Below are 20,212 nucleotides of genomic sequence, written 5' to 3' on the forward strand. Positions count from 1 at the left end.
GCGTTGGGGAATCGCAACAGAGGCGGGCGGAGAGCGGCGAGGCCGCTCTCCCGGGAAATCATGCCGCCTCCGCCACCCGAACCTCCACCAGCAGCTTCTTCAACTCCGGCACGCAAGAGCCGCAGTTGCCGCCGGCCTTGACGCATGCCGTGATCTCGGCCGGGGTGGTCAGGCCAAGCTCGCGGACCGCGTTGCAGATTGTATTGCGGCCCACGCCGAAGCACGAGCACACCGTCGGGCCCGCGTCGGCGCCTTTTTGCATCGGCTGCCCCATCAGCAGGCCGATGCGGTCCGCGTCTTCCAGCCGCTCGCGGCCGAACAGCTCCGCCAGCCAGGAGCGCGAGGGCAGGTCGGGGCGCGTGGCAATGTAGACGCACGCCTCCAGCCGGTCGTTGACGACATGGCCCGCGTGATAGGTGCCGGCGCTGCGGTCCTCATACTCAAGCCAGTCCGCGTCCGCGTCGGTCACGCCGAGCAGGCTGCGTGCCCAGGCGGCACGATCGGCAATGGCTTCGCGCCCGGCGAATTCGTAGCGCTGGAAGCGTTGTCCCTGCACGCGCGTCCAGTACGTGAGGGTATCCGCGGGCAATTCCTTGCGGCTCAGCACGAAGCCGTGCCAGTTGACGCCGAACGGCTCCACGCACACCGGCGTGTGCTTGAACTCGGGTTCGCCGGACACCGGGTCGACCACCGGGTTGACGAGCGCGCCGACGCGCGCGTCGGAGCTGAACTGTCCGTTCCAGTGGATCGGCACGAACACGCTGCCGCGCGGAATGCCGCCGCCATGCCGCACGCGCGCCACCATCGCGCCCCAACGCGTGGAAACGCGCGCGAGCTTGCCTTCGCCCACGCCGCATAACAGCGCGTCCTGCGGATGCATGTCGACGAAGGGCTCTGGCAGGTGGTCCGCAAGGCGGGCCGACTTGCCGGTGCGCGTCATGGTGTGCCATTGGTCGCGTACGCGGCCGGTGTTGAGGATCAGCGGATAGTCGTCGTCCGGCGCGTGTGCCGGCGCACGCGTCGGCGTGGCGACGAAGCGCGCCAGTCCGTCGGCATGGGCATAGCGGCCGTTTTCGAACAGCCGGTGCGTCCCGGCCGACGAACCTGCGACCACCGGCCACTGCACGGGTTCGAAATTGTCATAGCTGTCCTTGTCCATGCCGGCCATGCCGCCGATATCGAATGCCCGCGGAGCCTCGTCATTGCGCCAGGCGCTCAGGCGGGCATGCTCGTCGAAAATCTCATGCTGGCCTGCATAGTCGAAGCCTGCATAGCCCATGCGACCGGCCACGTCGCACAGGATGCGCCAGTCCGCGCGAGCTTCTCCGGGCGCTGCCAGAAAGGCACGCTGGCGCGAGATGCGGCGCTCCGAGTTGGTGACGGTGCCATCCTTCTCGCCCCAGCCCAGCGCCGGCAGCAGCACGTGCGCGGCGTCATTGGTATCGGTGCGCTCGATGATGTCGGAACTGACCACCAGTTCGCATTTGGCCAGCGCGCGGCGGACCTGATCGGCATCGGGCAGGCTGACCACGGGATTGGTGGCGATCACCCATACGGCCTTGACCTGGCCCTGCTCGATCGCATTGAACAGTTCGACGGCCTTGAGGCCCACGCGGTCGGCCATGACCGGCGCTTGCCACAGGTCCTGCACGATGTCCCGGTGCAGCGGGTTGGCCAGCTCCATATGCGCGGCCAGCATATTGGCCAGGCCGCCGACTTCGCGGCCGCCCATCGCGTTCGGCTGCCCCGTCAGCGAGAACGGGCCCATGCCGGCGCGGCCGATGCGGCCGGTCAGCAGGTGGCAGTTGATGATGCTGTTGACCTTGTCGGTGCCGGCGGACGACTGGTTGACGCCTTGCGAGAAGGCCGTCACGACCTTCTCGGTCTCGCCGAATAGGCGATAGAAGGCCAGCAGGTCGTCGACGTCGAGCTTGCAGGCGCGCGCGACGGCCTTCGGGTCGCTGCAATCGACGGTTGCCTGCAGCGCAGCATCGAGCCCCGACGTGCTGGCGCCGATGAAGGCGGTGTTGGCGTGGCCTTCGCGCTCCAGGTAGCTCAGCAAGCCATTGAAGAGCCAGACGTCCGTGCCCGGACGCACCGCCAGGTGCAGGTCGGCCAACTCACAGGTGGCCGTGCGGCGCGGGTCGATGGCGACGATCTTCATCTGCGGCCGCTCTTCCTTGGCCTTCACCAGGCGCTGGAACACGATCGGATGGCACCAGGCCGTGTTGGACCCCACCAGCACGACGAGATCCGCGAGTTCCAGGTCTTCGTAGTTGCCGGGCACCAGGTCTTCACCGAAGGCGCGCTTGTGGCCGGCCACCGCCGACGACATGCACAGGCGCGAATTGGTGTCGATATTGGCGGTACCGATGAAGCCCTTCATGAGCTTGTTCGCGATGTAGTAGTCCTCGGTCAGCAACTGGCCGGATACATAGAGCGCGACGGCATCGGGGCCGTGCTCGCGGACAATGCGCGAGAACCCTTGCGCTACGGTGTCGAGCGCGACGTCCCACGATACCTGTTCGAGCGCGCCGTCCGCGCTGCGCACCTTCGGATGCAACAGGCGCCCTTGCAGATCCACGGTCTCGCCCAGGGCCGAGCCCTTGACGCACAGCCGGCCACGATTGGATGGATGGTCCACATCGCCGGCAATCTCGACCTGTCCGTCGGCGCGCACCGTGGCGCGCACGCCGCAGCCGACGCCGCAGTAGGGGCAAGTGGTGGCGGTGGTGGTGGTCGGGGTGGCCGATACCACCGGGATGTCGGACAGATTCACGCTTTCTCCGTGGGGGCGATGTCGTTGTCAGCGGGTTCGCCGGGCTTCAGGCGGCAAGCGCCTCGCACTGGGCCTTGCCGAACAGCAGGCGCTGGCGCAGCGCTGCGACCGGCGCGCGCTGCTGGATCAGGTCGAAGTACCAGGGCCCGTCCTGCACGTCGCCGTACAGCACCGCGCCGATCAGGCGGCCGTCCTGCAGCACCAGCCGCTTGTAGACGCCGCGCCGCGCGTCGCGCAGAACCAGGTCTTCGCTGCCTTCGCCGCCGATGAAGTCGCCGGCCGAATACAGGTCCACGCCGGTCACCTTGAGCTTGGTCGCCGTGGACTGCTGGATATAGCGGCGATGCCCTGAGCCAGCCAGATGCGCGGCACACACGCGCGCCTGGTCCCAGATCGGCGCAACCAGGCCGAAGGTGGCCTGGCGATGCTGCACGCATTCGCCCACGGCGTAGATGCGCGGGTCATAGGTCTGCAACGTGTCATCGACGACGATGGCACGTTCGCAGTGCAGCCCGGCACCGGCCGCAAGCTCGATGTTCGGGCGCACGCCGGCCGTCATCACCACCAGGTCGGCCGGGATCTCGCTGCCGTCCTTGAAGCGCACGCCGGTCACGCGCGTGTCGCCGAGGATCTCGCCGGTCTGCGCGCCCAGCATGAAGCGCAGGCCCTTGCGTTCCAGCGCGCCCTTGAGCAGGGTGGCCGCGGGTTTGTCCAGCTGGCGCTCCATCAGGCTGTCGCACAGGTGCACCACGGTCACGTCCATGCCCTGGCGCAGCAGCCCGTTGGCCGCTTCCAGCCCCAGCAGGCCGCCGCCGATCACCACCGCATGGCGATGGTTGCGCGCGGCATGCAGCATGGTCTCGACATCCTGGATATCGCGAAACGCGATCACGCCATCAAGCTGGTGACCCGGCACCGGCAGGATGAAAGGCTTGGAGCCGGTGGCCAGCAGCAAGCGGTCATAGTGCACCTCGCGTCCCGACTGCGCGCGCACGGTGCGGCGCGGGCGGTCGATGGCCACCACCGGATCGCCGGCGAGCAGTTCGATGCCGTTCTGCGCGTACCACTCGCGCGTATTGAGCATGATGTCGTCGACGGTCTTTTCTCCCGCCAGCACCGGCGACAGCAGGATACGGTTGTAGTTGCCGTGCGGCTCGGCGCCGAAGACCGTGATGTCATACAGGTCGGGCGCCAGCTTTAGCAGTTCCTCGACCGTGCGCATGCCGGCCATGCCGTTGCCGACGACGACCAGCCGTGGCCGGGGCTGCGAGGGGGCGGATGGCGTCATGCGCGAGGTCTCCGTCAAAAAAAGGGATTTGTCAGGCTGCGAGTTCTTCCTCGACTTCGCGCGTGGCTAGATCGGCGGCTACCCAGACCTTGCCGTCATAGACGCGGGCCGGGTAGGCGTTGACCGAGTGCTGCGGCGCCTCCAGGCATTCGCCGGTGCGCAGGTCGAAGTGCTGCTTGTAGATCGGCGATGCCACCACCAGGCGCTCGCCCAGGTTGCCGACCAGGCCGCGCGACAGCACGGCTGCCTGCGAATTCGGATCGAAGTTCCCGATGGCGTAGACCTCTTCGCCGCGGCCGATGCGGAACACCGCGACCTGCTGCTCGTCGACCAGCGCGCAGACACCAGTATTGGGTACGATATCGCGCAAGGTGCAGATCGCGGTCCAGGTTTCGGGATAGTGGGAATGGCTCATCACGTTCTCCTTGAGTTCGGCTGCATTCAGGCTGCTTTTGCGGGCACGGCCACCACGGGAATGTGGCTCAGGCGGGAACGTTGCAAGTTCCGTTCCTCCGGCGTGGCCGGGCGGATCTGCCCGCGCTCTTCGATGAAGACAAGGTTGTCGTCGCGGCGGTCGCTGTTGACGAAGTGGCGGAAGCGCTTGCGCGTTTCCGGGTCGGTGACGGCCTTCTTCCACTCGTCTTCATAGGTGTCGACCACGTGCTGCATGTCCGCTTCCAGGTCGGCGGCGATGCCGAGCTTGTCGTCGAGCACGACGGCCTTGAGGTAGTCCAGGCCGCCTTCCAGGTTGTCGCGCCACACGCTGGTGCGTTGCAGGCGGTCGGCGGTGCGCACGTAGAACATCAGGAAGCGGTCGATGTAGCGGATCAGCGTGGCGCGGTCCAGGTCGCCGGCCAGTAGTTCGGCATGACGCGGCTTCATGCCGCCGTTGCCGCACACATAGAGGTTCCAGCCCTTCTCGGTGGCGATCACGCCAACGTCCTTGCCCTGCGCTTCGGCGCATTCGCGGGTGCAGCCCGACACGCCGAACTTGATCTTGTGCGGCGCGCGCAGGCCCTTGTAGCGGTTCTCCAGTGCGACCGCCAGGCCGACCGAGTCGTCCACGCCATAGCGGCACCACGTGGAGCCGACGCACGACTTCACCGTGCGCAGCGCCTTGCCATAGGCATGCCCGGATTCGAAGCCGGCCTCGATCAGTTCTTCCCAGATATAGGGCAGTTCTTCAGCACGTGCACCAAACAGGTCCACGCGCTGGCCGCCCGTGATCTTGGTGTAGAGGCCGTACTTCTTGGCGACCTGCCCCACGGCGATCAGCCCCTCGGGCGTGACTTCGCCGCCCGGCATGCGCGGCACCACGGAGTACGTGCCGTCCTTCTGGATGTTGGCCAGGTAGTAGTCGTTGGAGTCCTGCAGGCTGGCGTGCTCTTCCTTGAGCACGAATTCGTTCCAGCACGACGCCAGGATGCTGCCCACGGTCGGCTTGCAGATATCGCAGCCCATGCCGTTGCCATGCGCTTCCAGCAGCGCGTCGAAGGACTTGAACTTGCCCACGCGCACCAGGTGGTAGAGCTCCTGGCGCGAGTACGGGAAGTGCTCGCAGAGATGGTTGTTGACGGCCATGCCCTGCTTCTTCATCTCGGCCTTCATGATCTGCGTGACCAGCGGCACGCAGCCACCGCACGCCGTACCGGCCTTGGTGCAGGTCTTGAGCGCGCCGATGCTGGTGGCGCCGTCGCATACGGCGCCGCAGATCTCGCCCTTGGAGACGTTGTTGCACGAGCAGATCTGGGCGGTGTCGGGCAGCGCGTCGGCGCCCAGCGCCGGGCGGGCCTTGCCGCTGCTGTCGGGCAGGATCAGGAACTCGGGCGACTCCGGCAGTTCGATCCTGTTCAGCATCATCTGCAGCAGCGTGCCGTACTCGCTGGCATCGCCGATCAGCACGCCGCCCAGCAGGTACTTGCCGCAGTCCGACACCACCAGCTTCTTGTAGACCTCCTTGCGGTCGTCGCTGAACTGGTAGATGCGGGCGCCCGGCACGGTGCCGTGCGGATCGCCGATGCTGGCGACGTCCACGCCCATCAGCTTGAGCTTGGTGCTCATGTCGGCGCCGCCGAACTCCACGGTCTCGCCGCGCAGGTGGCGGGCGGCCACGCGCGCCATGTCATAGCCGGGCGCGACCAGGCCATAGATCTTGCCTTGCCACAGCGCGCATTCGCCGATGGCGTAGACGTCCGGGTCGGAGGTGCGGCAGTTGTTGTCCACCGCAATGCCGCCACGCTCGCCCACGGTCAGGCCACAGGCACGGGCCAGTTCGTCGCGCGGGCGGATGCCGGCCGAGAACACGATCATGTCGGTGTCGAGATGCGTGCCATCGGCAAACACCATGCGGTGCGTGCCGTTTTCGCCGTCGACGATCTCGACGGTGTTCTTGCCCGTGTGCGCGGTCACGCCCAGGCCTTCGATCTTCTGGCGCAGCATGCGGCCGCCGCCTTCGTCGACCTGTACCGCCATCAGGCGCGGCGCGAACTCGACCACGTGGGTCTGCAGATCCATGTCGCGCAGCGCCTTGGCGCATTCCAGGCCCAGCAGGCCGCCGCCGATCACCACGCCGGTCTTCGAGCGTGCGCCGCATTCGCGCATTGCTTCCAGGTCTTCGATGGTGCGGTAGACAAAGCAGTCCTTGCGGTCCTTGCCCGGTACCGGCGGCACGAACGGATACGAGCCGGTGGCGAGGATCAGCTTGTCATAGGACAGCGTCTCGCCGGTCGACACCATCACGGTGCGCGCGGCGCGGTCGATCGACACTGCGCGCGCGTTCAGGCGCAGCAGCATGTTGTTGTTCTGCTCGAAGAAGCCCTCCGGCACCAGCGAGAGATCGTCGGCCGACTTGCCGGCGAAGAACTCGGACAGGTGCACGCGATCGTAGGCGGGACGCGGTTCTTCGCATAGTACGGTCACTTCCAGGTTCTGCGCGCCGGCATCCGCCAGGCATTCGAGGAATTTGTGACCCACCATGCCGTGGCCGACGATGATCAGTTTCATGATGCGTTCCTTGTCCGTTGGTCAGTCTGAGCTGCTCTGGATGCCATGTTCGTGGAGATGCGGGGATTCAGTTGGCCAGCGCGCTGTCGTACAGCGCCTGTTCCTGCGCCTTGTGCTCGGCGCTGAAGCGGATGGCGATGGCGCACAGGGCAGCCAGTGCGGCGAGTACGCCCAGCACGGTCAGCGTCTGCTGCAGGTCGCCCAGGCCCTTGAGCAGGAAGCCCGCGGCCACCGCCCCCACATTGCCGCCGGCGCCGATGATCCCGGCCACGCCGCCGAGCGCCTTGCGATCGATGAACGGCACCAGCGCATACGTCGCACCGCAAGCCATGTGGGTGAACAGGCCGAACAGCAGCATGGCAATCACGGCCAGCGTGACATTGCCGGCTTGCGCAAACCACAGCAGGCCCAGGCCTTCGCCGAGAATCAGCACGAACAGCAGCGATGCGCGCGCATCCAGGCCGCGGCGGCGCGCCGCCTTGTCCGACAGCCAGCCGCCCAGCGCACGGGCAAACAGCGCCAGCAGGCCGAAGCTGCCGGCAGCAAGACCTGCGGCCTTCAGGCTCAGGCCAAAGCGGTCCACGTAGAACGTGGCGGCGATGTTATGGATGAAGATTTCCACGCCGAAGCAGGCGCCGTAGGTGATGAACAGCAGCCACACGCGGTAGTTGGCGCTGGCCATGCGGAAGCTCTCCCAGCCGCCGCCCTTGCCGCTGCCCGTGATGGCCTGGCCGCGCGCGCGCATGTCGGCGTAGTTGCCTGCCGGGCAGTCCTGCGTGAAGCACCAGTAGATGACGGCCATCACCAGCATCAGCACGCCCGGCACCAGCAGCGCCACGCGCCAGCCCATGGTGTGATCCACGCCCAGCATCAGCACGGCGCCCAGCAGCATCGGCATCAGCGCTTGCGCGGCACCGCCGCCGGCATTGCCCCAGCCGGCCGCCGCGGCGTTGGCCGTGCCGACCACGTTGGGCGCGAACATGACCGAGGTGTGGTACTGCGTGATGACGAAGCTCGCGCCGACCGCGCCGATCAGCAGACGGAACGCGAGGAACGTTTCGTAGCTTTGCGCGAACGCCACGCCGATCACCGGCAGCGCGCCCAGCGCCAGCAGGCCGGTGTAGGTCTTGCGCGGGCCGAAGCGGTCGCACATCGGGCCGATCACCAGGCGCACGAGAATGGTCACCGCCACGGCCGCGATATTGATATTGGCGATCTGCGCCGGCGTGAGGCCGAACTCGCCCTTGAGCACGGGCATCAGCGGCGCGCAGGCGAACCACGCGAAGAAGCAGACGAAGAACGCCATCCAGGTCAAATGGAAGGCGCGCATCTGCGGCGTGCCCAGGCTCAGCAGGTCGATGCGGGTGGCTTTGCCAGTCATCTCTTTCGCTCCATGGGGTGGTGCGTGCGCACCGCCCAGAAAACAAAAGGCGTCCCGCAAACCGGGGTGATGCCGGTTCAGGGGACGCCGTTGTCCAGGCAGCGACTACTTGGCATAGCCGCCGCGTTTGTGGGGTGGGGGATCGCCGTTGATCCGCCCGCGTCATTTACGCAAGCGCTGTGCCAGGGGCGAAGTGATGGTGAGCGGGATGTTTCACCGCGAACGGGCGGCGTGAGGGGGCTGCCAGCGCGCCCAGATGGGGCGCACTGGCCGGCATGGCACAGTCATGGTGCGCTGCAATGGTTCGCTACGGTGCCGGGGGATTTAGTCTTGTGGCGTGCCCGCTGGCGCGAGTCGGACGACGTTCATGTCGGAGGGCGACACCGCTTGGCCGTCTTCGTCGACCAGCGCCGCGCTGACGCGCTGGCCGTTGCGGCGCGAGCGGATTTCCACCGGGCCCGTGCCATCGGCCGCCAGGTGGCGGTCCCCCCATTGCATCAGCCCGACCAGTACCGGCAGCAGTTCCACGGCGGCACGGGTCGGCCGGTACTCGAAGCGCTCGCGCTCGCCCGGCTCCTTGTAGCCGACCCGGCGCAGCAGGCCGGCCTCGGTCAGCGTTTTCAGGCGGGCGGACAGCACGGCGGGCGAGCATTCCAGCCGGTGCAGGAAGTCATCAAAGCGGCTGACACCCTGGAAGATGTCGCGCAGGACCAGGATCGTCCATTTCTCGCCGATCAGCGCGAGCGTGGCGGCGATCGAACAGTCGCGAAGGTCAGTGGCCGTGGCTTTCATGATGCATCGAGCATAGCACGCTGACTTCATTTGCAAAAGTCAGCAGCTTGCCTATACTCTGACTACTAATAGTGAAGTCAGGTGGCGACGATGTACGAATCATGGCTGGGACGGGCGGCGCGGACATCACGGCCCTTTGGCAACGAAAACTGGACGCTGCGGCGCGGTGAGGCGGTGACGTTGCGCGCCGCGCGAGCGCAGGACGGCGCAGCGGTACGCGGCATGGTCGAGGGCCTGTCGCGCGAAAGCCGCTATTTCCGCTTCCTGACCGGCGGCCGCGTGGCTGATGGAATTGTGGAAGGACTGGTCTCGTCTGGCGCGGACGGCGTAGCCCTTGTGGTAACGGCTGCGAGCGCTGACGGCGGGGCCGAAGCGGTGATCGCCAACGGCCAGTTCGTGGTGACCAGCCGCGGCACGGCGGAATTCGCCGTGCTCGTGGCCGATGCCTGGCAAGGCCAGGGGCTTGGCCGTCGGCTGATCGCCAGGCTGCTGCAACTGGCGCAGGCGGCCGGCGTGCGTTGCATGCGCGGCGATGTGCTCAGCGAGAACCGGCGCATGCTGGCCATCCTGCGCGGCCTGGGGTTCAGCTGCCGGCGCAACCCCGAGGACAGCTACGTCCACGAAGCCACGCTTGTGCTCGGTGCCACCGCGGGCAACCTTGCCACCTCGATGCCGGCCGACTGGGCCACTGCCCGCTGAGCCAGGCTTCGCACTACTCCACGCGCGCGCCCGAGACTTTCACGACGCGCTCCAGTACCGGCATGGCGGTCTGGTAGTCGTCGCGGAAGCGGGCCGAAGTCGTGCCCATGGCTTCCAGCCCGGCCACCTGCAAGCGAGCCTTGACCGCGGTGGTGTTGGCGGCCGCGATGGCTTCCTTTTCCAGCCGGGCCAGCACCGGCGCCGGCGTCGCAGCCGGTGCGACCAGCACCAGCCAGCCTACCGGGCGGAACTCGGGCTCGGTCAGCCCGGCCTGCTGGAACGTCGGCACGTCGGGGATGCCGTCGATGCGCTTGTCGCCCGTCACCGCGAGCGCGCGCAGCTTGCCGGACTCCAGATAAGGCTTGATCGACATATACGAGCCAATCGCCATCTGAACCTGTCCGCCGATCAGGTCCTGCAGCATCGGCGCCTCGCCCTTGTAGGCGATATGGCTCATCTCCATGCCGCGGCTGTTGCTCATGAACGCTCCCATCAAATGCGCAGCCGAGCCCACGCCCCATGAACCGTAGTTGACCTTGCCCTTGCTCTGTTGCGCCCACTCGACAAATTCCTTCACGCTCTTTGCCTGCACCGACCTCGCGGGCACGGCCAGCACCAGCTGGCCCGTGGCCACCTGCGAGATCAGCGCGAAGTCCTTGCGCGGATCGTAGGGCAGCTTCGCGTACACGAACTGGTTGGTCATGATGGGCAGCGTGGTCGTGAACATGATGGTGTGGCCGTCGGCGGGAGCCTTGGCGACATAGCTGGCCCCGACGATGCCGCTGGCGCCGGCTCGGTTCTCCACCACCACGGGTTGTCCGAGCCGCTTGCCCATTTCGTCGGCCATGGCGCGGCCCACGACATCGGCGGAACCGCCGGCGGGGAACGGCAAGACCATGGTGATCGGCTTGGCCGGCCAGGTCTGGGCCGAGGCAACCGAACAAAGCCCGGTCATGAGTCCGATTGCTGCCAGTGCCACCTTGATGGTTCGCATGCTCTGTCTCCTTTTCTTATGGAAGGCCGGTGTTGTACCGCACGGTCCAATTTGGAACCCGTGCCAGGTTCAGTCAAGCGCGCAAGGCAGAGGGAAAACCATGAAAGGGCTGCAATCCCGGCCAGAGCATCTGGCCGGTCCGCGGCGCTCAGCCTGCAGGCTTGCCGCGCGCCGTAGCCGTGCAGCCGATCGACGCTACGATGATGCTGCCGATCGCCAGCCACTGGATCATGCTGAGCTGCTCGTGCAGGAACACCAGTCCAGCCAGCGCGCCCATGGCGGGCTCCATGCTGAGCAGGATGCCGAAGGTGCGTCGCGGCAGTCGCTTGAGCGCCACCATTTCAAGCGAATAGGGAATCGCGCTCGACAGCACGCCCACGGCCAGCCCGGCCAGCAGCAGCGGCGGACTGAACATGGCCGTGCCGGCATGGGCGACGCCGAATGGCAGCACCACCAGCGCGGCCACGGTCAGGCCGAGCGAGGTGGCCTGGCCGCCGTGTGCGTTGCCGGCGCGCTGGCCGAAGATGATATAGAGCGCCCAGCCGACGCCCGCCGCCAGCGCGAAGCCGATGCCGACCGGATCCAGATGGGTCGAAGCCTCGCCCACCGGCAGCAGCAACAGCAGCCCGGTGACGGCAAACGCAATCCACAGGAAATCGATGGCGCGCCGCGACGACAGCACCGCCACGGTGAGCGGGCCGGTGAACTCGACGGCAATCGCCAGGCCGAGCGGAATGGTGCGCAGCGACATGTAGAACAGCAGGTTGGTTGCGCCCAGCGCGGCACCATACAGCGCAATGGCCCGCGCATTGGCGGCAGACAGCGGTATCCGCCACGGGCGCCACACGGCCAGCAGGATCAGCGCCGAAAAGCCCACGCGCAGCGCGGTGGTGCCTTGCGCGCCGAGCGCCGAGAACAGCGACTTGGCAAACGAGGTCCCGATGCAGAGCGAGGCCATCGAGCCGGTCAGCGCCACGACGGCGAGAAGGGTGGCGCTTTGCCGCAAGCGGTTCAGAGGCAATTGGAGATCCTGGTTGGGTGACGCAGCCGCATCTTGCGCCATGCGCGCGCCGGGCGCCATAGACGGGTGAAGCAATTCCGCGCTGTACAGTTCGCGCGGCATCCGGGATTTCCCTTTCGGCGCGGCCCGACTATGGTGGAGTCAGTCCTTTGCCACGGGAGCCGGGAGATGGAAACCGCCGTTCGTCATGTCGTCATCACCGGGGCCGCCGGCGCCCTGGGCCGCGCAGTGGCCAGCCGTTTCGCCGGAGAGGGCTGCCGCCTGGCCCTGATCGACCACAAGCTGCAGCACCTGCAAAGCGTCTTTGCCCATCCCGATGGGGATGGCGGCATGCTGCTGCGCGAGGCCGATGTCACGTCCGGGAGCGCCATGGCCGCGGTCGGCGCCGAGATCCTGGACACCTTCGGCGCGGTCGATGTCGTGGTCCACGTGGCCGGCGGCTTCGAGATGGGCGAAGCCACGCACGCCATCAGCCGCGAATCGTGGTTGCGGATGATGGACCTGAACGCGTGGTCTTTCATCGCCGTGACGCGTCCGTTCATTGCCGCGATGCAGGCGCGGGGCAGCGGCAAGGTCATTGCGGTGACGGCGCGCAGTGCGTCGGCGGGCGCGGCGTCCATGGGCGCTTACATTGCGTCCAAGAGCGCGCTGCAGCGGCTGGTCGAAAGCCTGTCGCGCGAAGTGCGCGGCGCGGGCATCAACGTCAACAGCATTGCCCCGAGCGTGCTCGATACGCCGGCCAACCGGCGCGACATGCCCGATGCGGATCCCGCGCGCTGGGTATCGACCGGGTCTGCCGCGCGCATGGTGGCGATGCTGGCGTCCGATGCGGCGGCGTCCGTGCATGGGCAGCATCTCGTGCTGGATGGATTGAGCTGAATTCCGGGCGAACAGGCGGTCGTGGCGGCCTGTCATTCAGGTTGAGCATCGCCGGCCGCGGTGCCAGAATTCCAGAATGGCGTGATCGCGTGACTGCATGGAGGACCTGGCCCACCGGACGGGTGGCGGGTCAGCGCGCAAATGGACCGAGAACCGCTTAACGAGGCGCCGGACGGGTCGGTGATGTTCGCCGATCTTAGCGGCAGCACCAGGCTGTATGAGGTGGCCGGCAATGCGGCGGCCATGGCCGCGGTCGCGCGGTGTCTGGGCGTCATGCGGTCTTGTTCCGAAGCGGCCGGCGGGCGCATCGTGAAGACCATCGGCGACGAAATCATGGTGCTGTTTCCCACGGCGGCGCGCGCGCTGCAGGCCGCGCTCGACATGCAGTTCGCGGTGTCGCAGCTGCCGCCGGTGTCGGGCGTGCCGATGTCGATCCATATTGGTTTTCACCATGGCCCGGTGCTGTCCGATGCATCGGGCGACGTGTTTGGCGACACCGTGAACCTCGCCGCGCGGCTTTGCAAGCTGGCGTCGCGCGGACAGATCATCACCAGCGCGGAATCCGTGGAGCAGCTTCCCCACTGGCTGCGCCAGGCCACGCGCTACCTGTACCCGACACAAGTGCGCGGCCGCGAGCAACCCGTCGAACTGTTCGAGGCGATCTGGCAGCAGGCCACCGACCTGACGCTGATCGATACCGAAAGCCCCCGGACCGCCTGCTCGGTGTTTCTCACGCTGCGCTACCGCTCGGCGGTGGTAGAGATGAATCTTGCCTCGGCGCCGGTCACCATCGGCCGCGACAGCGGCATGACGATCGTGGTGTCGGACCGCCGCGCCTCGCGCTTCCAGGCCACCGTCGAGACGCGCGGCGGCCGCTATGTGCTGGTCGACCGCAGCTCGAACGGCACGCACGTCACCCTCGACGGCGAAGAGAGCTTTATCCTGCGTCGCGACGACGTCATGCTGCGCAGTCACGGCTGGATCACGTTTGGCCAGGCGCTGGACAACACCGAGGAAGGGGTCGAGTTCTTCGTGCGCGTCGAGCGCCTGTGACGGCCGGCGGGTCACGCGTGCGCGGCGAAGCCCGCCCGGCAGGCCTGCACCAGGTTCCGGGCCAGCGACTCGCGCTGCGCCGGCGCCTCGGCGATGGCCTGCGCCATGCCGGACGCAAGCGCGTCGACCGGCACTGCCGAGGGTGTGCTGCCGGTGCCCCAGGTCGCATCGAAGGCGGCTTGCTTGCTTGCCGCGAGCGGTTGCCCCGGACGCAGCAGTCCCATGCGCGGTAGCGCCCAGGCGCCGGCGACGATGCCGCCATGCAAACTGCTGCCGGCAAAGCCGCGGCTATGGGCGATCAGCGCGCAGATGTCCCACAGGTCGAGCGAGCTGAACAGGGCTACGTGCACGCCATTCATGCGCGTCGCCAGCCGCCGGTAGACGTCCAGGTCGTCATGCCAGGGCGCCGCGCCCGCGCGGAACAGCACGATGCCAAGATTCTCCGCCCGGGCCAGTTGTTCGAGTTGGCGGGCAAGCGTCGCCAGCGTCGCGTCGTCGCCAAAGTCGGCGCTGCACTGCACGGCCAGGTAGCCGTGCGGGAATGCGGCCACCACGCCGGCGGGCTCGCCGCGCCGCGCATGCCGGCCGATGCGTGGCGCAAACAGCTCGGCCACCATCACGGCAGGGTCCGGCTCGAGATGGCAGCCGACGCCCGCGAATTCCAGCATCGCGTGGGTGTGCCGGTCTCGCACGCCAACGCAGTTGGCGGCCTTGAGCTTGGCCACGACTTCGGCGCGCATGGGGGCCTCCAGCCGGTCGAGATCGATCCCCCCGATCGCGTGGTAGCTCACCTTCACGACGTTGGCAAACAGACCATCGGGCAGCAGGTAGGGCGCGAGATCGTGCAGTCCAAGCTGCTTGCGCGCCCAGGCCGCGCGTCCGGCCGGATCGGCATCGAGCTGCGCGATGACGGCTGGCGCCTGGGTGGGCGGGAGCAGCATCACGGCAGCCTCCCAGGCGCTGCAGGTCAGGATCTCGCCGCCGACATGGAGAATGTCGACCGGCGTGTCGCCCACGCGCGCGGCCAGTTGCGCCAGCGCCTGCACCGCGTGGCCGCCGCACGCCGACATGTCGCGCTGCGCCAGGCCGCCATAGTGCAGCGCACGCCCGCCCATGTCCTTTGCCGCGACGTGGGCGACGACATGTGCCAGCAGCAGGTCGCCGAAATTGTGACGGTCGAACGCGCCGAAGAGGATGGCAGGGTGGTCGTCTGGCACCTGGTTTTCTCCAGGCTATGTGGGCTCCGTTCAGCCGGTTGCGGACACCTGGCCGCGCCGCCAGGCCGGAACGCAGACCGCGACCAGCAAGGCGGTGGGCAGCAGCATGCACCAGACCGAAAAGCTGGCAAGGCCGAGCGCACCGAGGATGGCACCCAGCGCGAACGCGGCCAGGGCTGGCCCCATCTTGCGCAGCCTGCGCCGGATCGCGTCTCGCTGGGGACCGGATGCGCCCGGCAGGTCCACGAGATCGACCACGATCTGCGTGGTATTGCCCGTCATGATCGTGGTAGGGCCCAGATCCAGCAGGGAAGTCCGCGACAGCGCGTTCTGCATGCCCATGGCCACGACGGCCAGCATGCCGGCCACGATCGCCGCCGGCGCCGACGGGTCGGTGACCGGCGCCGCGTGCAGGCTGGCGGCCATGAACAGTGCCAGCAGCACGGCTTCCGCCAGCAGCAGCGGCGCAACCGGGGAGCGCCCCGTCCGGGCGATGCGCACCTCCGCCATCCGGGTCGCCGCGACGGCCAGCACGAAGGCCGGCAGTGCCAGCAGCTTGGCCAGCAGGCCCGGCGCATGGCCGGTGATATCGACGCCGATCATGATGAAGTTGCCCGTCACATGTGCCGTGAACAGGCCGAACAGCGAGATGAACCCCACCACGTCCACATAGCCCGCGACAAAGGAGAGGATGTAGCCGGTCGCCGGCCCTGCCACGGGAGCGGCGGCGTCAGCGGGCTGGGCGGGGTTCAAGGCTGTCTCCGGACGGCGCGGAGCGTCCGTCAGAAATTGTGGCGCATGCCGAGCGCGAAGGTCTGCGGGTCTGCGCCCGCGTGGACGCCAACGCCGTTGATGGCGAAGTCATAGGCGGCATTGCTGCGGTTGTTGATGCGACTGTAGTAAGCATAGACGGCGGTGCGGTCGAAGGAACTGGTGTTCTCGACGTTGTCCGTGGTGGCCGCGGCGCCATTGCCCATCAGCGCCATATGGCCGCCCGTGGTCGGGTAGGACAGGGCGTAGCGCTTGGTCGAGCTGGTATAGGCGTGTCCCAGTTGCCCGTGAACAGCGTGCCGAAATGGTCCCGCAGGCCAAGCCGCGCATCGCGCGCGGCAATCTGTCCGCTGCCATGGCGCATTGCGCCGCGGCCAATGCCGCAAGGCAGCGGCATCGCCGGTCGGCGCGGGTTGTCATCGATGCCGTCCGGCAGGTCTGTGGCGGCGCTCGCTCACGGGCCGCCTTCCTTGCCGCGCGAGGCGAGCGTGACCGGCGCTTCCGCAGTGCCTTCCGCCCTGGGTGGCGCGCCGGTGATCTTCGGCACGCATTCGCTGCGGAACCATGCGGCAGTGACCGGTTCGCCGGCCGCCAGGCGCTTCACGGTGGGCACGACCTGTTCGCCGATCAGCATGCCGAGCAGGCCGATCAGCGCGATGGCCGGCGGCGCCGGCGAGCGTACCTGGATCAGGGCATAGATGACGCCGACGAGGATGCCGGCGGCGAGAGAGACGATATAGACCTTCATCATTGGCCTCCTTTTGGTGAGGACCGCTTCAGGTGGTGACCGGGCCCGATCAGAATGCCCAGCACGAACAGCCGAGCGCGCCCCAGAATGTGCCTTCGTCCGAAACCGGCATATCGGACGTCCAGGCCCTGGCATGCCCGTGGCCATGCACGCCGCAGGCGCTGTCGCAACCGCACGCGGTGCTCAGCGCCAGCGCGCGGGCCGGCGCCGTCGGGCGCGGCTGGTAGCCGCCCACATGCCGTACCGGCGACCAGTCCGGCATGGGCGGCGGCAGGTCCGGCGCATGCTTGCCGAAGTCGCCATCGCCGTGGACCACTTTGCCGCCGAGCACGGTCAGCACGGAAGTGATGTCCTGGATATCGTCGCCGGGCACGGCGAAGTAATCCTGCGAAAGCACCGCAAGGTCCGCCAGCTGCCCCACGGCAAGCTGCCCCTTCTTGCCTTCCTCGTTCGAGAACCACGTGTTGGCTTCGGTCCAGAGCCGCAGCGCGGTTTCGCGGTCGAGCACATTGGCCTGCGGATACATCGACAAGCCGCCCACGGTCTTGCCGGTGGTGAGCCAGTACAGCGATACCCACGGGTTGTATGAGGCCACGCGCGTGGCATCGGTGCCTGCGCCGACCTTGACGCCGCGTTCCAGCATCTTCTTCACCGGCGGCGTGTGCTCGGCCGGCTTCGCGCCGTAGCGTTCGACGAAGTACTCGCCCTGGTAGGCCATGCGGTGCTGCACGGCAATGCCGCCGCCCAGCGCCGCGATGCGGTCGATATTGCGGTCGGTGATGGTCTCGGCATGGTCGAAGAACCAGTGCAGGCCATCGAACGGCATGTCGCGCGCCACCTTCTCGTAGACGTCCAGCGCGCGCGAGATGGTCTCGTCATAGGTGGCATGCAGGCGCCAGGGCCAGCGGTTCTCCACCAGCAATCGGATCACGGGCTCCAGGTCGCCTTCCATCGACGGCGGCATCTCGGGCCGCTCGACGCGGAAGTCCTCGAAGTCGGCGGCGGTATAGACCAGCATCTCGCCGGCGCCGTTGTGCCGGTACAGGTCGTCGCCCTGTCCCGGCTTGACCTTGCCGGCCCAGGTGCGGAAATCGCTCAGCTCGTCTTTTGGCTTCTGCGTGAACAGGTTGTATGCAAGCCGCACGGTGAGCTGGCCTTCCCGATGGAGTTCTTCGATGATGCTGTAGTCCTCGGGGTAGTTCTGGTAGCCACCTCCCGCATCGATGACGCCCGTCACGCCCAGGCGGTTCACTTCGCGCATGAAATGGCGCGTGGAGTTCTTCTGGTACTCGGGCGGCAGCTTTGGCCCCTTGGCCAGCGTCGCATAGAGGATGGTGGCATTGGGCTTCGCCAGCAGCAGGCCGGTGGGGTTGCCGCGTGCATCGCGCATGATCTCGCCGCCCGGCGGGTTTGGCGTGTCTTTCGTGTAGCCCACCGCACGCAGCGCCGCGCCGTTCAGGATGGCGCGGTCATACAGGTGCAGGATGAATACGGGCGTGTCCGGTGCCGCCGCGTTCAGTTCGTCGATGGTCGGCAGGCGCTTCTCGGCAAACTGGTGCTCGGTGAAGCCGCCGACCACGCGCACCCACTGTGGTGCGGGCGTGCGCGCCACCTGGTCGCGCAGCATGCGCATGGCGTCGGCCAGCGACCGCACGCCGTCCCAGCGCAGCTCCATGTTGTAGTTCAGGCCGCCGCGGATGATATGCATGTGGCTGTCGATCAGCCCGGGGATCACGCGGCGACCGCCGAGGTCGATCACGCGCGTGTCCCCGGCGGCGGACTGCATGATCTCCTGCTTCGTGCCAACGGCGGCAAAGCGGCCTTCGCGGATGGCGACCGCTTCGGCTTGCGGATTGGCCCGGTCCAGCGTGGTGAACTTGCCGTTGACGAGAATCAGGTCCGGCGCGGTCGAGACATTCATGGAGAAACTCCTGTGGGCAGTTGCTGCGCCGGGCGCTGCAGCTGCGGCAAAGAACCGGCGTCGGGCCGGGCACCACGGCCATCGCCGCGGTGCCCGCGCTCAGCTGGCGATGGTGTCAGCGCGCAGGAACGGCAGGAATGGCCTCGTGCGTCTTCGCCGTGCGTTGCGGCGCCTTGTGGACCATGGTGTACGCGTAGTCCACACCCATGCCATAGGCACCCGAGTGTTCCTTGACCAGCGCCATCACAGCCTCATAGGTGTCGCGGTGCGCCCAGTCGCGCTGCCACTCGAGCAGGACCTGCTGCCAGGTAACGGGCACGACCCCGGCCTGGATCATGCGCTGCATCGCGTAGTCGTGCGCTTCCTTCGAGGTGCCGCCCGACGCATCGGCAACCATGTAGATCTCATAGCCGGCATCGTTCATCGCGCTGAGCGCGAAGGTGTTGTTGCACACCTCGGTCCACAGTCCCGAGACCACCACCTTCTTGCGATTCGCCGCCGCGAGCGCATCACGCACCTTCTGGTCGTCCCACGAGTTCATCGAGGTGCGTTCCAGCAGCTTGTGATCGGGGAACACGTCCAGCAGTTCCGGGTACGTGAAGCCGGAGAAGCTCTCGCTCTCGACGGTGGTGATCGTGGTCGGGATATTGAAGATCTTGGCGGCCTTGGCCAGCCCGACCACATTGTTCTTCAGGGTTTGCCGGTCGATCGACTGCACGCCGAATGCCATCTGTGGCTGCTGGTCAATGAAGATCAACTGGCAGTTCTGCGGGGTCAGGACTTCAAGCTTCGGATTGCTCACGGTTTTCTCCTGGGGTGGAAAGACAGCCATGCCACCGGTCTGGCACGCGGGCGCGCACGGCGGCATGGCGGGGCGATGCGTTTCGGCTTACTGCGCAAGTCTGCGTGCTGGCAACGATATCCGCACGACGGATAGAACGGTGTACTCGCCGGACCGGCCGCGTCGCGAAAGTATATCGATGCATCGGTGGCCGGCATAACGAATTATTTCGAACAGACTATTCGAAGAACTGGATGGAAGATCGAATGGAGAAGCGGTGATGGATCAACGCAACCATAGTGGGCCGGCGTCGAGAAAATAAACTCGTCGATGACGCCCTTTAACCAACGCATGATGAATTAATATGGCATCGCTTCGCCGGGCGGTGCCGTCGCGGGCCGGGTGCAAGCACTGCGCGAACAGGGAGAGTCTGCGATGATCGAACAAGGCCGTGTCACCTCACCCGCTGCCGGGACCGGGGTATCCCGGTTCGCCACGCCGGCCGTGCGCTGGGTGGCCATGCTGGGACTATGCGCCGCCTATCTGCAGGGCGGTCTGAACAAGGCGCTGGACTTCCCGGCCGCCATTGCCGAGATGCAGCATTTCGGCCTGGCGCCCGCCGGGCCGCTGGCGGCAGCGACCATCGCGCTGGAACTGGGCGCCTCCCTCATGATCCTGACGGGCTTCTACCGCTGGCTCGGCGCAGTGGGCCTGGCCGGCTTCACGCTGATGGCGACGTTCCTGGCCAATCGCTTCTGGGAGGTTTCCGGCGACGCGCGCTTCATGATGGCGAACGCGTTCTTCGAGCACCTGGGACTGGTGGGCGGATTCCTGCTGGTGCGGTGGACGTTCCTCGCCCAGCCGCCTGGCCACGAGCTGCCCCTT

The 20,212-nt window shown here is 67.1% G+C and carries 16 protein-coding genes and 2 pseudogenes; 4 read left to right on the top strand and 14 right to left on the bottom strand.

What is annotated here, in order from left to right; genetic code table 11:
- Window positions 1-58: 58 nt before the first annotated feature.
- The 6 genes from ACIGJC_RS17870 to ACIGJC_RS17895 form a co-directional block, all read right to left on the bottom strand.
- Window positions 59-2,779, bottom strand: coding sequence for a molybdopterin-dependent oxidoreductase (locus tag ACIGJC_RS17870; RefSeq protein ID WP_483713393.1), 2,721 nt, complete (start codon window positions 2,777-2,779; stop codon window positions 59-61).
- A 46-nt stretch (window positions 2,780-2,825) separates the two neighbouring features.
- Window positions 2,826-4,067 (bottom strand): NAD(P)/FAD-dependent oxidoreductase, encoded by a 1,242-nt coding sequence (locus tag ACIGJC_RS17875; protein WP_483713395.1) that lies wholly within the window; start codon window positions 4,065-4,067, stop codon window positions 2,826-2,828.
- Window positions 4,068-4,098: 31 nt separating this feature from the next.
- Window positions 4,099-4,482 carry a nitrite reductase small subunit NirD gene (gene nirD / locus ACIGJC_RS17880; RefSeq protein ID WP_483713396.1) on the bottom strand — a complete coding sequence of 128 codons (384 nt, stop codon included), beginning with the start codon at window positions 4,480-4,482 and terminating at the stop codon, window positions 4,099-4,101.
- Between the two features lie 26 nt (window positions 4,483-4,508).
- Entirely contained in the window at window positions 4,509-7,070 is a 2,562-nt protein-coding gene (nirB, locus tag ACIGJC_RS17885) for a nitrite reductase large subunit NirB (protein WP_483713398.1), read from the bottom strand.
- 67 nt (window positions 7,071-7,137) lie between these two features.
- Window positions 7,138-8,451: an MFS transporter gene (locus tag ACIGJC_RS17890; RefSeq protein ID WP_483713399.1), complete on the bottom strand. Its 1,314-nt coding sequence runs from the start codon at window positions 8,449-8,451 to the stop codon at window positions 7,138-7,140.
- 324 nt (window positions 8,452-8,775) lie between these two features.
- Entirely contained in the window at window positions 8,776-9,243 is a 468-nt protein-coding gene (locus ACIGJC_RS17895; protein ID WP_483713401.1) for a winged helix-turn-helix transcriptional regulator, read from the bottom strand.
- Window positions 9,244-9,333: 90 nt separating this feature from the next.
- Between ACIGJC_RS17895 and ACIGJC_RS17900 the strand changes: the two genes are divergently transcribed.
- Complete coding sequence (locus tag ACIGJC_RS17900; protein WP_483713403.1) at window positions 9,334-9,942, top strand: N-acetyltransferase family protein; 609 nt, start codon at window positions 9,334-9,336, stop codon at window positions 9,940-9,942.
- A gap of 13 nt (window positions 9,943-9,955) precedes the next feature.
- Here ACIGJC_RS17900 and ACIGJC_RS17905 read toward each other — a convergent pair whose 3' ends face one another.
- Together ACIGJC_RS17905 and ACIGJC_RS17910 are read right to left on the bottom strand one after the other, a co-directional pair.
- Window positions 9,956-10,936, bottom strand: coding sequence for a Bug family tripartite tricarboxylate transporter substrate binding protein (locus tag ACIGJC_RS17905; RefSeq protein WP_483713405.1), 981 nt, complete (start codon window positions 10,934-10,936; stop codon window positions 9,956-9,958).
- Between the two features lie 148 nt (window positions 10,937-11,084).
- Window positions 11,085-11,894, bottom strand: a complete 810-nt coding sequence (locus ACIGJC_RS17910) for an EamA family transporter (RefSeq protein ID WP_483714459.1) — start codon at window positions 11,892-11,894, stop codon at window positions 11,085-11,087.
- A 231-nt stretch (window positions 11,895-12,125) separates the two neighbouring features.
- Between ACIGJC_RS17910 and ACIGJC_RS17915 the strand changes: the two genes are divergently transcribed.
- Window positions 12,126-12,836 (top strand): SDR family NAD(P)-dependent oxidoreductase, encoded by a 711-nt coding sequence (locus ACIGJC_RS17915; protein ID WP_483713407.1) that lies wholly within the window; start codon window positions 12,126-12,128, stop codon window positions 12,834-12,836.
- Between the two features lie 183 nt (window positions 12,837-13,019).
- On the top strand, window positions 13,020-13,889 hold the full coding sequence (locus ACIGJC_RS17920) for an adenylate/guanylate cyclase domain-containing protein (protein WP_483713408.1): 870 nt from the start codon (window positions 13,020-13,022) through the stop codon (window positions 13,887-13,889).
- Window positions 13,890-13,900: 11 nt separating this feature from the next.
- On the opposite strand, the gene ACIGJC_RS17925 is transcribed toward ACIGJC_RS17920, so the two are convergent.
- The 6 genes and pseudogenes from ACIGJC_RS17925 to ACIGJC_RS17950 all read right to left on the bottom strand — a co-directional run bounded on the left by ACIGJC_RS17925 (window position 13,901) and on the right by ACIGJC_RS17950 (window position 19,348).
- Window positions 13,901-15,106, bottom strand: coding sequence for a polysaccharide pyruvyl transferase family protein (locus ACIGJC_RS17925; RefSeq protein WP_483713410.1), 1,206 nt, complete (start codon window positions 15,104-15,106; stop codon window positions 13,901-13,903).
- Window positions 15,107-15,136: 30 nt separating this feature from the next.
- Window positions 15,137-15,859, bottom strand: coding sequence for a YoaK family protein (locus ACIGJC_RS17930; RefSeq protein ID WP_483713411.1), 723 nt, complete (start codon window positions 15,857-15,859; stop codon window positions 15,137-15,139).
- Window positions 15,860-15,888: 29 nt separating this feature from the next.
- Window positions 15,889-16,026: pseudogene (locus ACIGJC_RS17935) on the bottom strand (porin); the annotation flags it as partial.
- A gap of 305 nt (window positions 16,027-16,331) precedes the next feature.
- Window positions 16,332-16,625 (bottom strand): XapX domain-containing protein, encoded by a 294-nt coding sequence (locus tag ACIGJC_RS17940; protein ID WP_483714460.1) that lies wholly within the window; start codon window positions 16,623-16,625, stop codon window positions 16,332-16,334.
- A 49-nt stretch (window positions 16,626-16,674) separates the two neighbouring features.
- A complete protein-coding gene (locus ACIGJC_RS17945) occupies window positions 16,675-18,546 on the bottom strand; it encodes an amidohydrolase (RefSeq protein WP_483713412.1) in 1,872 nt (623 codons plus the stop codon).
- A 115-nt stretch (window positions 18,547-18,661) separates the two neighbouring features.
- Window positions 18,662-19,348 carry a hydrolase gene (locus ACIGJC_RS17950; RefSeq protein WP_483713414.1) on the bottom strand — a complete coding sequence of 229 codons (687 nt, stop codon included), beginning with the start codon at window positions 19,346-19,348 and terminating at the stop codon, window positions 18,662-18,664.
- A 414-nt stretch (window positions 19,349-19,762) separates the two neighbouring features.
- On the opposite strand from ACIGJC_RS17950, the pseudogene ACIGJC_RS17955 reads away from it, so the two are divergent.
- Window positions 19,763-20,173, top strand: a pseudogene (locus ACIGJC_RS17955) (DoxX family protein); the annotation flags it as partial.
- Window positions 20,174-20,212 lie beyond the last annotated feature (39 nt).

It is taken from the genome of Cupriavidus sp. C3SS-1, from assembly GCF_057073755.1.

What these genes read in the sequence shown, in the direction of transcription:
- nirB (WP_483713398.1), bottom strand. Translation starts at nt 7,070, where the DNA reads ATGAAACTGATCATCGTCGGCCACGGCATGGTGGGTCACAAATTCCTC.
- ACIGJC_RS17945 (WP_483713412.1), bottom strand. Translation starts at nt 18,546, where the DNA reads ATGAATGTCTCGACCGCGCCGGACCTGATTCTCGTCAACGGCAAGTTC.
- ACIGJC_RS17940 (WP_483714460.1), bottom strand. Translation starts at nt 16,625, where the DNA reads ATGAAGGTCTATATCGTCTCTCTCGCCGCCGGCATCCTCGTCGGCGTC.
- ACIGJC_RS17915 (WP_483713407.1), top strand. Translation starts at nt 12,126, where the DNA reads ATGGAAACCGCCGTTCGTCATGTCGTCATCACCGGGGCCGCCGGCGCC.
- ACIGJC_RS17875 (WP_483713395.1), bottom strand. Translation starts at nt 4,067, where the DNA reads ATGACGCCATCCGCCCCCTCGCAGCCCCGGCCACGGCTGGTCGTCGTC.
- ACIGJC_RS17900 (WP_483713403.1), top strand. Translation starts at nt 9,334, where the DNA reads ATGTACGAATCATGGCTGGGACGGGCGGCGCGGACATCACGGCCCTTT.
- ACIGJC_RS17920 (WP_483713408.1), top strand. Translation starts at nt 13,020, where the DNA reads ATGTTCGCCGATCTTAGCGGCAGCACCAGGCTGTATGAGGTGGCCGGC.
- ACIGJC_RS17895 (WP_483713401.1), bottom strand. Translation starts at nt 9,243, where the DNA reads ATGAAAGCCACGGCCACTGACCTTCGCGACTGTTCGATCGCCGCCACG.
- ACIGJC_RS17910 (WP_483714459.1), bottom strand. Translation starts at nt 11,894, where the DNA reads ATGGCCTCGCTCTGCATCGGGACCTCGTTTGCCAAGTCGCTGTTCTCG.
- ACIGJC_RS17905 (WP_483713405.1), bottom strand. Translation starts at nt 10,936, where the DNA reads ATGCGAACCATCAAGGTGGCACTGGCAGCAATCGGACTCATGACCGGG.
- ACIGJC_RS17890 (WP_483713399.1), bottom strand. Translation starts at nt 8,451, where the DNA reads ATGACTGGCAAAGCCACCCGCATCGACCTGCTGAGCCTGGGCACGCCG.
- nirD (WP_483713396.1), bottom strand. Translation starts at nt 4,482, where the DNA reads ATGAGCCATTCCCACTATCCCGAAACCTGGACCGCGATCTGCACCTTG.